This window comes from Micromonospora sp. KC721 (assembly GCF_004348355.1).
In the GTDB taxonomy this organism is placed as follows: domain Bacteria; phylum Actinomycetota; class Actinomycetes; order Mycobacteriales; family Micromonosporaceae; genus Micromonospora.
Window position 1 is genome coordinate 1 of record NZ_SMJY01000177.1, and the last position, 12,696, is coordinate 12,696.

General features: G+C 66.7%; 9 protein-coding genes and 5 pseudogenes. 5 read left to right on the forward strand and 9 right to left on the reverse strand.

Annotated elements, in window-relative coordinates:
• Positions 1-73 precede the first annotated feature (73 nt).
• Positions 74-1,181 (reverse strand): annotated as a pseudogene (locus E1182_RS24070) (IS256 family transposase).
• A gap of 427 nt (positions 1,182-1,608) precedes the next feature.
• The gene (locus tag E1182_RS24075; RefSeq protein ID WP_132269256.1) at positions 1,609-4,293 is read right to left on the reverse strand and encodes an RICIN domain-containing protein; all 2,685 of its coding nucleotides are present in this window, start codon (positions 4,291-4,293) and stop codon (positions 1,609-1,611) included.
• 1,197 nt (positions 4,294-5,490) lie between these two features.
• Here E1182_RS24075 and E1182_RS24080 point away from each other — a divergent pair.
• The gene (locus E1182_RS24080; RefSeq protein WP_132269259.1) at positions 5,491-6,093 is read left to right on the forward strand and encodes a hypothetical protein; all 603 of its coding nucleotides are present in this window, start codon (positions 5,491-5,493) and stop codon (positions 6,091-6,093) included.
• 108 nt (positions 6,094-6,201) lie between these two features.
• Here E1182_RS24080 and E1182_RS24085 read toward each other — a convergent pair whose 3' ends face one another.
• The 4 genes and pseudogenes from E1182_RS24085 to E1182_RS24100 all read right to left on the reverse strand — a co-directional run bounded on the left by E1182_RS24085 (position 6,202) and on the right by E1182_RS24100 (position 9,301).
• Entirely contained in the window at positions 6,202-6,918 is a 717-nt protein-coding gene (locus tag E1182_RS24085; RefSeq protein ID WP_132269261.1) for an SDR family oxidoreductase, read from the reverse strand.
• A gap of 92 nt (positions 6,919-7,010) precedes the next feature.
• Complete coding sequence (locus E1182_RS24090) at positions 7,011-7,409, reverse strand: NUDIX domain-containing protein (protein WP_132269263.1); 399 nt, start codon at positions 7,407-7,409, stop codon at positions 7,011-7,013.
• A gap of 33 nt (positions 7,410-7,442) precedes the next feature.
• Positions 7,443-8,393: pseudogene (locus E1182_RS24095) on the reverse strand (IS256 family transposase); the annotation flags it as partial.
• Between the two features lie 350 nt (positions 8,394-8,743).
• The gene (locus E1182_RS24100; protein ID WP_243706391.1) at positions 8,744-9,301 is read right to left on the reverse strand and encodes a pyridoxamine 5'-phosphate oxidase family protein; all 558 of its coding nucleotides are present in this window, start codon (positions 9,299-9,301) and stop codon (positions 8,744-8,746) included.
• A gap of 231 nt (positions 9,302-9,532) precedes the next feature.
• On the opposite strand from E1182_RS24100, the gene E1182_RS31745 reads away from it, so the two are divergent.
• The 3 genes and pseudogenes from E1182_RS31745 to E1182_RS32770 all read left to right on the forward strand — a co-directional run bounded on the left by E1182_RS31745 (position 9,533) and on the right by E1182_RS32770 (position 10,776).
• Complete coding sequence (locus tag E1182_RS31745) at positions 9,533-10,075, forward strand: integrase core domain-containing protein (protein ID WP_207921493.1); 543 nt, start codon at positions 9,533-9,535, stop codon at positions 10,073-10,075.
• 283 nt (positions 10,076-10,358) lie between these two features.
• Positions 10,359-10,436 (forward strand): annotated as a pseudogene (locus E1182_RS32765) (hypothetical protein); the annotation flags it as partial.
• Positions 10,405-10,776, forward strand: a complete 372-nt coding sequence (locus E1182_RS32770) for an aldo/keto reductase (protein WP_256370855.1) — start codon at positions 10,405-10,407, stop codon at positions 10,774-10,776. The pseudogene E1182_RS32765 and the gene E1182_RS32770, both read left to right, overlap by 32 nt.
• A 340-nt stretch (positions 10,777-11,116) precedes the next feature.
• Here E1182_RS32770 and E1182_RS24115 read toward each other — a convergent pair whose 3' ends face one another.
• Positions 11,117-11,614, reverse strand: coding sequence for a DinB family protein (locus tag E1182_RS24115; RefSeq protein WP_132269267.1), 498 nt, complete (start codon positions 11,612-11,614; stop codon positions 11,117-11,119).
• A gap of 50 nt (positions 11,615-11,664) precedes the next feature.
• On the opposite strand from E1182_RS24115, the gene E1182_RS24120 reads away from it, so the two are divergent.
• On the forward strand, positions 11,665-11,859 hold the full coding sequence (locus tag E1182_RS24120) for a hypothetical protein (protein WP_243706393.1): 195 nt from the start codon (positions 11,665-11,667) through the stop codon (positions 11,857-11,859).
• Between the two features lie 196 nt (positions 11,860-12,055).
• On the opposite strand, the pseudogene E1182_RS32505 reads toward E1182_RS24120, so the two are convergent.
• Together E1182_RS32505 and E1182_RS24130 are read right to left on the reverse strand one after the other, a co-directional pair.
• A pseudogene (locus tag E1182_RS32505) lies at positions 12,056-12,130 on the reverse strand (XRE family transcriptional regulator); the annotation flags it as partial.
• Positions 12,131-12,578: 448 nt separating this feature from the next.
• Positions 12,579-12,696: pseudogene (locus E1182_RS24130) on the reverse strand (IS5/IS1182 family transposase); the annotation flags it as partial.

The following is a 12,696-nucleotide window of genomic DNA, read 5'->3' on the forward strand; positions in this document are numbered from 1 at the left end:
CCGGCGGGAGATTCCCGTGAACGAGGGATGGCTGAATGCACGACGAGCCCACCGGATCGACACCGAAAGATCATCACCTACGGTGGAACACCGTCAACGACCGTCCTATTGCGCACGAGATCGTTAGACCACGAGTCAGACCACAGCCCGAAGGCGGCACCGCAAAATCCTCACAGTTCGACCAGATCTGGCGCCAGATCTCACGGGGGAAGCCGGTGAAAGCCAGGACGTCGTCGCGGGCGGTGTCGAGATACTCGGCCGCAGCCGGGAACTTCGCTTCGATCGTGGCTACGACCCGGTCGAACTGGGCTCGGACGGCGTCGGCGTCATGCTGGTCGAAGATCGTCCGGACCAGGGTCGCGATCCACGGCTGCGCCGACTTGGGAACCTTGGTCAGCAGGTTGCGCAAGTAGTGGGTGCGGCAGCGTTGCCATGACGCGCCCGGCAGCGCAGCGCCGATGGCGGCCACGAGGCCGGCGTGGGCGTCGGAGATGACCAGGCGGACACCGGTCAGGCCGGGGGCGGTCAGCGACCTTAGGAACGCCAGCGAGCCAGCGCCGTCCTCGTCCGAGGCAACGTCGAGGCCGAGGACTTCGCGCCCTCCGTCGGCGTTGACACCCACGGCGATCAGGGCATGAACGTTGACGGTTCGGCCGGCTTCGCGGACCTTCATCGTCAGCGCGTCGGTCCACACGAATGTGTAATGCTCGCTGTCGAGGGGCCGGTTGCGGAACGCCTCGACCTGCGCGTCCAGATGCTGCGCCATCTCCGAGACCTGCGACTTCGACAGCTGCCGGATCCCGAGCTGCTCGACCAGCTTCTCCACTCGCCGAGTCGACACCCCGAGCAGATACGAGTCGCCACCACCGATACCAGGGCCTGCTCCGCCCGCCGCCGATGCGTCAGCAGCCAGTCCGGGAAGTAGCTGCCCTGCCGCAGCTTCGGGATCGCCAGGTCGATCGTCCCGGCCGGGTGTCCCACTCCCGATGCCGGTAGCCGTTACGGGAGTTCACCCGCTCGTCGCTGCGCTGCCCATACCCGGCACCGCAGATCGCGTCCGCCTCGGCGGACATCACCGCCTGCGCGAAGGTCTTGATCATGGCTTGCAACACGTCCGGCGACGCGCCCTCGATCTGCTCGCGCAGCAGGTCAACAGGGTTCACACTCTCTGAAGCGGCCATCGCGTTCTCTCTTCCTTCTCTGACTTGGTCGTCTTGAAGGATCGACGCGATGGCCGGCTCTCATCTACGCAACACGCCCATCACGGGCAAGTCGTACACCACTTCGCTGGACGCAGCCTTGTCGAGGCCGTAGAACCCGACCATGTCGGCGGCTCAGCTGCGTCCGCAAGGTGGTTCGGGAGTAGCCAGCAGACTCCAACTGCCAGTACGCGCGTTCGACCGTCCGTGCACTCAGCCGCGACGCCCCGGGCCTGGCTCACGTACAGGTAGCGAGCGGACCAGGCTGGCGTCTGTCCGGATCGGTAGCTCGTGTCCCACCGCGATCGGATCGCGGCCGACTCGGGTGCACAAACCGCACCCCCGAGTCGGCGCGACGATCGGCAGCCCGTTACCGGCGGTCGGGCTTGACATCCATCTCTGTTCTCTGTCAGGCGGGTACGAACTGCCACTGCTGGTTGGTCCCGCCGTTGGCGCTCCACTGCACGACCTGCGCCCCGTCGCTGGTCGAGGCGGCGTAGACGTCGGCTGTCAATCCGTTGTTGCGGCCGACGATGGTGTAGTAGCCGTCACCGGTGGGCCGCAGGTACCACATCTGGTTGGTGCCGCCGTTGGCCGACCACTGCTGCAGTTGCAGGCCGACCGTGCTGCTGCCGGCGTTGACGTCGAGCACCTGTCCGGAGGCGGTGTAGCGCAAGGTGTAGGCGTCCTGCGTGGTGCTGATTGTCCACGTGGGGGTGCCGCTCTGCTGGACCGCTTTGGCACCGTCGGCGGTGGAGTTGCCGGCGATGGCGAGGGGCTTGCCGCTGTTGCGGTTGACGATGCGGTAGGTGCCTGGTGCGGGTCCGGTTCCGCCGCTGCCGCCGAGGGTGAAGTACTCGACCGCGTCGGTGAAGACGGTGCGGCCGGACTTCGTGGTCGACAGCTGCAGGTACACGCGGTTGCCGGTGGCGGGGGTGGTGAAGGACACCGGCTGGGTGACCCGCGAGCCGAGCGGGACGGTCAGGGTCGTGCTTCCGGACGCGACGACCGCGCCGTCCGGCGCGTCGAGCCGCGCCGTCCAGGTGAAGCCCACCGAAGTGTCGGCGAAGTCGTCGTTGAAGACGGTGATGTTGCGGGTGACCGTGGCGTTCCGGGCGTAGTTGGGCACGGCCTGCGGCAGAGGGAAGGTGCCGTTCGCGTCCGAGACGCCGGAGGCCGACCAGTAGGGGAGGTCGACCGCGGCCACCGGGTTGAACGCCGCCTGCACGCGCTGGATCTGCGGGTTGCTCCAGGGGTCCGGGAGGTTGTCCGCGCCGTAGACAGGGCGACCGCCCTCCTCCGGGGTGAAGTCGGTGGTCCGCACTCCGGGCACGACGCTGGCCCAGGCGGACAGCAGCGTGTACGGACGCAGGTCGGTGGCGTTCTTGCCGCGCTTGGCCAGGGTTGCCGTGGCGAACCACTCGAAGCCCTGCTTGGTGTTGCATGCCGGCCAGATGTACTCGCCCTCGCCGTCGGGCCGCCCATTCACGGTGATCACCCTCTCCCCGTACCTGCCGAAGCCGTCGACGTAGTGCGGGATCACCGCGAAGTTGGCGTACGTCATCCCGGGATACCCGTTGACATTCCCGTCGACGCCTATCTCGACAATGACCGGCCGGGTGCCATCGTTGCCGTTCATCGCCGCGTACAGGTCCTTCTCGAACTGTTCGGAATCCTGGCCGCTCTGGTTCGGCTCGTTGACCTGACTCCAGCGGATGACCGCGGGGTGGTTGCGGTCGCGCAGGACCAGCGCACGGGCGTGGTTGACCATGTTGTCGTGCCCGGCGATCCAATCCTGCTTGCCAGAGGAGCCGCGAATCGCGGTCTCGTCGATGATCATCAGGCCCATCTCGTCGGCGACATCCAACATGTACGGGCTCGCGGGCTCCTGGTGGATGCGCACCACGTTGAAGTTCAGCCGCTGGTAGTTGTCCACCGCCTGCGGCCAGCCGCCGTTGCCGGGCGACGGGGGCAGGAAGCCGGGCAGGGTGTCGTAGGCGTCGCCCTTGCCGCCGTTGTTGATCCGGTCATAGTCGGCACCCTGGAGGTTGTCGCCGCGGAAGTTCACGCGCACGCCGTTGAGGTAGTAGTAGTCACCGTTCTGGGTGGCCTCCCGGAACCCGAACCGGTATGTGGCGTCGCTGGTGTGCCCGTCATCGGCGACGGCATGCACTGTCAGCCGGTGCAGCTGCGCCCGGTACCCCGACCGGTACGGCACGTTGGGCCACCAGTACGAGGTGCTGTCGAGGTTCCACGCGACCGGCCCGACGGTCACGGTCGCGGTCGAGTGGGCCGCCACGGTGAGCGTACGGCTGGGCAGTTCCGGGTAGCTGAAAGCCGTTCCGTTGTTGGACGACAGCGACCCGGTCAACGTCACCGACCGGGAACTGCCCGACGTGTTACGCACCGACACGTCGTAGCTCAACGTCTTGTTCGCCACCGACGTACGCACGAATGTGTCGCTGACGTACACCGCCGGGTATACCCGCAGGAACGCGGACCTGAAGATCCCCTGGGGGATCGCCTCGGACCAGTCGGCGGCGTCGGGCACCAGGTACCGGCCGTTGGATGCCTTCAACGCCCCGCGGCCCTTCACGGCGACGCTGATCGTGTGTGTGGTGCCGGGCGCCGCGTAGGCGGTGATGTCGAAATTCGACGGCGTGAACGCCGTGGTCTGCGTCGCCACCACCTGGCCGTCGACCGACAGCGTCGCCTGGTGATTGACGGCGCCGAACTCGATCCAGGTCGACTGCGGCTGCCCCGAGTCCGGCACGGTGATGCTGCGCGAGTACACCGCCTCGTTCACGTCGGTGAAGCCCTGTTTGTACCAGCCGCCACCGGGTACCGCGATCGTGGTCGCCGCCCGGCCCGCGGGCGTGAAGGTCCACGTCCCGCTCAGGTCGACCGAGGCGATCGCGGCGTTCCCGGCCGCCACACCGTCAACACCGGCGGCCGCCACGGCCCTCATCGCGCCCGGCGCGGCCAGGGCCGACCCGTGGATCGCCAGGGCCGCGCCCCCGGCGGCCACGGCTGCGGCCAGCCCTCCATCCGCTGCCGGCGACCAGCCGCGCCGGCGGGCGTTCGAACGATGCATGCCAACCTCCTGTGACTCATCCGCCAGCTCGGCAACACGGGTTCAGGGCACAGCCTCAAGGCCGATAGTCGAACCGTTTCGACAATTCTGCCGGCGTCGCCGGCCACCCGGGAGGGTGGTTACGGCCCGAATACATAGATATGAGTTAACGGGCGTATCGAGCGTGAAGTCAAGGTTTCAGAGGGTATTTCCTGCTCCTGACGCCTCGCAGGCTCCGAGTGGCTGCCGATGAGTACGACACCTCCGGAGTGCTAGGCATCGTGCTCAGGCATTCCGTGTCGCCTGCCCGCCGACGCGGCGCCGATCGAGCGGCGAACCGATTCGACTCTGCGGTGCCCGGCCGCGTGACACGTCGAAGGCGTGGACAGCACTGCGATCCTCGACGAAGTCGGCGGGCGGCCCGGCCCGACCTGTTCGGTTCGAAACTGAGGTTCGCTTACGCTGCCTGCGCCTATTCGTTGATCAGTTCGCCCAGGAGCGGGCGTCGTCGGACTCGCGCGGCGCCGAGGTCGCAACCAGCAACCACCCAAAATCCCGCATCCAGGATGGCTACAGGCCCAACTCCTCATCGTCCTCAACGTCGACCCGACCCACCGAGGAAGACCTGACCGCTGTCACTGGGCGGTCGGTGGAAGACGAGGACGTTGTCGTCCTGCCAGATCAGTGGCCCACCCACCAAAAGGCCCCACCTCGATGTTTCGCACAGATCGGGCAGTCCTCGCCAACAGCGTCACTCAATGTCATGAGGGAATCAAAGCCAGGACGACCAGCAAATCACCCACCGCCATCGATCTCAACGGCATTGCCGCGCAGCGGCGAGGATCTGCTGTAGCTCGGGCGGCGGTCGAGGATCTTGTGGCCCGGCCATAGCGCATCGTGGTCCTGGGGCCGACGCGCCGCGCGGCGATGCACCAGGTGATGAAGGTGCGCAGGTCCGACTCGGTGTGTGTCCGCGTGACGCCGCAGTAGCGGCCGATGTGGGCCGACATGGCGGCCTCGTCGTTGGGTACGGACCCGGGGCAGGAAGCAGAGAATGTATTCATGCCTCACGTTGCGTAGCAGCCGCGTTCGACACCAACGCTCCCGGAGTGGCAGATCCGGATGGGTTCGAGGGCGGGTGCGAAGGTCAGCGTAGTGGCCTCAGCGGGTGGCCGTGATGGATCGAGACTGTCAGTCGTCGCTCTTATGATCATGGCCATGTCGACTGCGTTCACCACCTTGTGGACCCATGACGTCTGCCGGGAGCTACGCCGGCACCGAGTCGGCGAGCGGCCCTCGGTGGCGTTCAGCGGGGTGCACCAGTCTCTTCCCAGTTGGACCAGCGTCGGTGTCGGCGACGATGTCTTCGCGCTGCATGTGAACCGATGCGTGGTCTACCTGGTGAGCCGCCTGCGCGTCGTCGACAAGCAGCGGCGCGACTGTTGCGGCACTGCTGCGACAACATGGCGTGACCCGTCCTATCCGGGTCACGACGCCTGGGCGATGCTCGGCGCCAATGGATGTGGGGCGAGCCCGGTACACGTCGAAGCGACACCGATCCGCTTCGACGTCGCCGTCCCCGGCGACCTGCTCAGCGCGCTAACCTGGCGCAACCGACGCGGCGAACAGCGCACCTTGAAGTACGTCGTCAACGGCCGTCTCGAACGCTCCGTCAGCCTCCAGGGCGTCTATCGTCTGACCGACGAATCCGCCGCTCAATTGGGTGCCCTGCTCGATAGGTCGCCGACCCCGAGCCAGAGGGCAGAGGCCAACCACGCGCATCATGGTCGGCAGCCATCCGTGACGGTCGACGCGCGTTGACGGCGGCAGATCCGCGCACCTGATCTTCGTTGCGGTGCCGGCGGTCTCAGCGCCTCGACCTACGCCGAGGATCCTCGGTCGGCCCAGGCTGCTTGGCAGGGCGGGCGCTCAGGAATGTGGTGTCCGTACCTGCTCGAAGTGGAACGCGCGGATGAAGCAGTCTCGTGGTTGACCAACCGCGAAGACCGCGCAGTCGATGACCGACTGCGCAGTGAGGTCGCTGTCGGCCCGCCGCGGCCCGTCCTGGACGAAGTCCGGTGGAAACAGGGAAATCACTCGGATCCCTTCTGGCCGAAGCCGGTGCGACAGGATCTCAGCGAGCCCGGCGTGGGCGTGCTTGGCCGCGTAGAACGCGGGATGCGCGCCCGAACGGCGGTGCCCCACCTCGCCGCATGTGGAGATCATGTTGACGATGTCGGGCCGCGACGATGCGCGCAGCAGCGGCAACAGATGCTTGGTCAGCAGCACGGTGCCGGTTCCGCCCGCAGCCATCACGCTCTCGATCGTGTCGTCCGAGACGTCTGCCAGGTCGTCACCGTCGATGTAGGCGGCACCATTGTTGATCAGCACATCGAGGTGGCTCGTCCGGTTGGCTACGGCCGCGGCGAACTCGCGCACCGACTCCGGTGTGGAGAGGTCGCAGCGAAACGCATCGGCCCGACCTGCTCCCCGTTGGCTGATCGCATCGGCAACCCGCCGGGCCGCCTCCAGGTCACGGGCCGAGAGGAAGATCTGGGCACCGCGTGCGGCGAACGCCTCGGCCAGAAGTCGACCCGTGCCACGTGCCGCGCCGGTGATGGCGACGCGCAAACCATCAAGATCCATGGCCGACAGTGAAGCACTTGAACTCTGCTTGAGGTCAACAGGAACCGGCAAGGAGTAATTGTCAATACCTGTGGACGGGCATTGACGTTGCCTCAGCGCATACGCGCGGTCTCGTGTAGGTGATCGAAGATGATCTGATCGACTGGGGAGACCCGGTGGCGGTCGGCGTGGGTGAGCCAGACGATCTCCTCGATCTCGCTGTTGGGCTGCAGGACGCCTTGGTAGTCGGCGGTGTAGCAGGTCATGCGGACCATCGTCCCGTCGGGGTGACCATGGGCTTGGGCGTGGAAGGTTCCGACGTGCTCGGCGGTGTCGGGGGCGATGGCCACGCTGAGTTCTTCCTGGATCTCGCGGACGAGGGTGTCGATGTCGCCTTCGCCTGGTTCTCGCTTGCCGCCCGGGATGTAGTAGACGTCCTTGCCGCGTGATCGGGAGCTGAGGATCGCACCGTTCTCAAGGCGGATCCAGGCGATCTTGTCGATGATGGTCATGCTTGGCGCTCCCTCGGGTTCGTCGGTGGTGAGCTATGCGGCCAGGCCGGTTGGGCGCTCGGCCAGTAGGCCGTTGATGAAGGTAGCGCCGGCGCGGACCAGGGCGACCAGGTGCGGTGCGTTCACCGCCCGCCACCGGTCCTGCGCGGACTCGATCAGCTTGAACGCCATGGCCAGGCCGGCGGCTCGGCTGCCGGGGCCCTTGGTGACGCGGGTGCGGTGACGCACCGTCGCGAAGGTCGACTCGATCGGGTTCGACGTGCGCAGGTGGATCCAGTGCTCGGCAGGGAAGTCGTAGAAGGTCAGCAACTCGTTCAGGTCGTCGACGACCTTGGCGACGGCCTTGGGGAACTTGACCCCGTAGGCGTCAGCGAACCGCTTCGCCGCGGCGTGGGCGTGCCGCTTGTCCTCGGCGTTGTAGACCTCGGCCAGGGCGGCCTTCGCGCCCGGATGAGCCGACTTGGGCAACACGACCAGGACGTTCGCCGTCTTGTGCACCCAGTCACGCTGCTCCCGGGTGTCCGGGAAGACCTCCCGCAGCGCCGCCCAGAAGCCGAGCGCGCCCTCACCGACCGCGAGGACCGGGGCCCGCATACCCCGACGAGCGCAGTCACGCAGCAGGTCAGCCCACGAACCGGTCGACTCCCGGTAGCCGTCAGCCAGCGCGACCAACTCCTTCGACCCATCGGCACGGACCCCGACGACCACCAGCAGGCACAGCTTGTCCTCCTCCAAGCGCACGTCGACGTGAATGCCGTCAGCCCACACGTACACATAATCGACGCCGGACAAATCCCGCTTGCAGAAGACGTGGTAGTCGTCGGTCCACTGCTTGCTCAGCCGGATGATCGTGGCCGAGGACAGACCCGCGGCCGAGCCGAGGAACGACTCCAGGGCCGGAACGAAATCACCGGTCGACAGGCCATGCAGGTAGAGCAGAGGTAGTACCTCGGCCACCTTCGGGCTCTTGCGGCACCACGGCGGCCAGCATCCGCCGCGCGCCCTCCCGCACGATGTCATCCAACAGCGAGACGTCCTCACGCCTCGCCCCGTCCTCGGCGACTACGGTCAGCACCGGGCGTGCCTTCCCGACCGACGCGCCAACGTCGGCCTTCACTTGAGATCCTCAACCGATCATCGGGAAGGTACGCCCCTTCCCGACCGATCCACAGGTCCCAAGAATTTCTCTACCGAGCATCCAGCTCTCCACAAGTCCCGGTCAGGCCGTTCAACCAGCATCGCCCGCATCAAGGCCGTGAGCAACGCCCACCAGCCGGAATATCTTCCGCCGCCGGTCATGGACTTTCACCGTTATGGGTCCGACGTAGACGCGTTCAGGCCGAGTAGCGGTTCACCACCTCGGGATGCACGACGATGCGTATCACACCCCCGGCACACCACTCATCAACCAATTTCTGATGGCTCGGGTCACTCATGTCGTAGTACCGCTCGGCGAGCCGGGCCGCGAGCTCGGCACCTCCCTCGTCGCGGAGGGTGACGGAACCCTCCACTGACACCCAATGTTCGGGCTCACCGGGCGGAGCCGCGACAACGACGGAGGCGCGGGGGTGCTTTCGGAGGCGGTCGAGCTTTGGTGCATCCGGGAGCGAGAACATTTGCAGATCGCCATCCTGGGTCAACTCGAACCACACGGGGCGGGGCGCGGGCCACCGTTCCGAACGCGGCGCGACGGTGAGGAAGGCGTACAGCGGGCGGGCGAGCAGGGCGCGGTCCTCATCGTGAAACATGAGATCTATCGTAGTGCGGCCAAGCGCAAACTCGCCCTGCCTGCGTAGGGCCTGGGATCGCTGTGGGTTCCGCACCGCCAGGAAGCCGATGTCGTCCTGCCATACCGTGCGCTGCACGATCACCTTGCCGTCGAGGGAGAGCATGACGAATCCCGGCACCTGACGTCCTCTGAGATCCGGGAGCTGGTGCTACGACTGGCCCGCGACAATCCGCGGTGGGGACATCGCAGAATCCAAGGCGAACTACAGCGGCTGGGCCACCGATCGCCGGCGGGCACGATCCGACGAATCCTGGCCCACCAACGTGCCCGCCCGCCGCCCCACCAGCAGGACACCAACCGGCGAACGTTCCTACGCAACCAGGCCACTGGCCTGTTGGTCATCGATTTCTTCCACCTCGACACGATCCTGCTGCAACGCCTGTACGCGCTGGTGATCATGGAAGTGACCACCCGACGGGTCCACCTCCTCGGCGTCACCGCCCACCCCACCGGCCAGTGGGTAACCCAACAGGCCAGCAACCTCACCATGGACCTCGGCGAGCACGCCAACCAGTTCCGATTTCTGATCCGCGACCGCGACCGCACGTACACCGCCGCCTTCGACCACGTCCTCACCACCGAAGGCATCACCGTGGTCAAGACCCCACCCCGCACGCCGCAGGCGAACTGCCTCATCGAACGCCGAGGACGCAGCCTCCGCCACGAATGCACCGACCACGTTTCGATCTACAACGAGCGGCACGCACTGACCGTGGTCGGTCAGTACGTCGACCACTTCAACAACCACCGGCCACACCAAGGACGGCAGGAGCAGCCACCCAGCCACGAGCCCGCCGTCGTCATCCCCATGGACAAGCCCCTACGGCGCCGACGACGGCTCGGCGGGGTGATCAACGAGTACCACCGGGCAGCCTGACAGGATCTCCGAAAACCCAGGCCACAGTCGTTGAATGAATGTGGCACGGTACAGGGCCAGGGCCCGGGTGAACTGGGGGCTGTCGCCGCGATGACTCGGGCCTTGCAGTAGGTGACGTCGAGGAGCACATACCGCAACGCCGCCGTGGCCAGGGACCGGTCCCGGAAGGCACTCACTTCCTCTGCGCGCTACGGCAACATCGTGAGTAGACGTCGCAGGGCGTTGGTGGCCCAACATCGAGGAAACCCTCTCCGCGCTCACCGACCTGATCCGCGCCGGCAAGGTGCGGACGATCGGATCGTCCAACACACCGGCCGTCGACATCGTCAGTGCCCAGTGGCTTTTCGAGCGGCGCGGGCTGGAACGCTTCCGCACCGAGCAGCTGCCGTGCTCGATCCTCAACCGCAGCATCGAGAACGACGTACTGCCGGTTAGCCGAGCGCCGCGGCCTCGGCACCCTGGCGTGGGGCCCGCCCGGCCAGGGAATGCTCACCGGCCGCGTCCGCAAAGGTCAGCAGAACGACCTGAGCCGCGCGTGCTACTTCAAACACCTCAACGACGAGCGCCGCATCGACGTCGTCGAACAACTCATCCCGCTCGCCGACGAGGCCGGCCTGCCGCTGACCCACCTCGCCATGGCGTTCACCATCGCGCACCCGGGCGTGACCAGCACACTGCTCGGCGCGCGCACCATGAGATAGCTCGACAACCTGCTCAAGGGCGTCGGCGTCGCGCTCACCGACGACATCCTCGACCGGATCGACGAGATCGTTCCGCCCGACACCGACGTCACCCGGCTCGACCAAGCTACGTTCCCCGCCTGCGGTGAACCCGGCCCTGCGCCGCCGACCGGCCGGCGAACGCAGCGCAGCCTGAAACGGAACACCACCGCTACTGAGCCAGCAAAATCCGGATCGGCCACTATCCAGGCGCCGGCATCCCGACCACAAGGTCAGACTCTGATGTGGCCGCTGACCTGCACGTCCGGCGCGATCCGGCACCGTCCGGCGGGCCTCGGCAGGCGGGCTGGTTCACTGGCTGCTACTCGTCGATGAGCTGCTCTCGCAGAATGTCTGCGTGCCCACAGTGCTGGGCGAGCTCGCGCAGTACGTGGAGATACACCCACCGCAGCGGAAGCGGGCCTCGCCGGTTGCCGTGAAGGATGTCGTCCAGGCCCAGGGGTGACGTGGCATGGCGTGACGCTTCGCAGGCTTCGCGGTGTGCGTGCTGGACGGTGGCGATCGTGTCGTCGTCGGCGAGGATGAACGACTCGTCTGGCGTCGCAGGGATGCCGATCTCAGCGCGCGGCCGGCACGTGACGGCTTCGTCGAACCAGACTTTCTCGACGAAGGTCGCGTGCTTCACAAGACCCAGCAGCGTGGTCCGGGAGGCTACCAACGATCGGCGTGCCTGTTCCTCTGTCAGCCCGTCCAAGCAGCCATTGAGCGCGCTGCGGTGCTCGTCGAGGAACGCCTCGAACTGGGCACGGGCGGGCTGTGCGACCACCTGGTCGGCGAAGGTGGGCGGGTAGGAAGACATGGGTGAAGCATTCCAGACCGTCGCCGAGATGGCCCGATGAGGTGTTCCACATGACCAGTGAGGTCGTCGCGGTCGAGGGCGACACTGAGGTGGCGCGGGTCGAGGTCCGCTACGGCGACCCAACCGATCAGGAGTATCGCCACCTGTGGATCATGTGTTTCGCCAAGGACAGGCGCTGCAACTCGTTCGAGGAGTGGCCCTTCCGGCCGACGCAGCCGCCCACCGCCCGTCTCGCTGGAAGCTGACACGCGCACGCCACGACAACCCAAGCGCTGTCAGCGTCAGGTGAGCCACCTGATCTTGTCGGCTCCTGTGCCCATCACCGCGTGATAGCCGGCACCGACTCGAATGGGCGGGCGGACAGTAACAGTTGGCCCCATCTGGGTGTCGCTGCCCGATCTGGCCGGTGAACGGTGCACCGTCAGTTGCCGCCCTTGGGGCGCGGGGCTTGGCGCGTACGTGCACGCGCTCGCCCTGGCAGCCGAGGATGCTGAGGATCTCGACGGGGTTTGCCCCGTGCTCGTCAACAGCCAGGGCGCGTGCGCCTGTTGTGGGCCGACGTACAGCGGTGGGCCCGCGACGACCAGGAAGCCCTGTCCCGGCGGCGTTGAGCCCGAGCGGGTCGGACGGCGCTGAACTTGCCGTCCTGGTCCTGTGGAAGTAGCGCGACCGGCACCGCGAGGGGTCTATCCGTCCAGCACGAGCGGGCCGAAATGCTCCACAGCAGCGCCAGCCCCTACGACTGACCTCCGGCCCTCAAGACTCGGCGGTCGTCTGATGGGTGATGCCGCCGGCATCTATCCACCAAGGAGCGGTGAGCGGCAGCCGGCTCCGGCGGCAGATCACACCCAGTCAGGTCATAGCCGTCGCGCACCAGCCGGTGCCGAACGAATGCCGCAGAACGCGGGCCGTGAGGTCGTCGATGCCGGCTGTTCCGCCGCACCTGACCTTGATAGAGCCCTTTTCATCCTGCGTAGCGGTTGGCTTCGACGTTGTGCAGAACGAGGATGGCCTGCACGATCGGGGTCGCTCGCCGTGGGCAGCAGCGCAGCTTGGTCAGGATCTTCCAGGTCTTGAGGGTG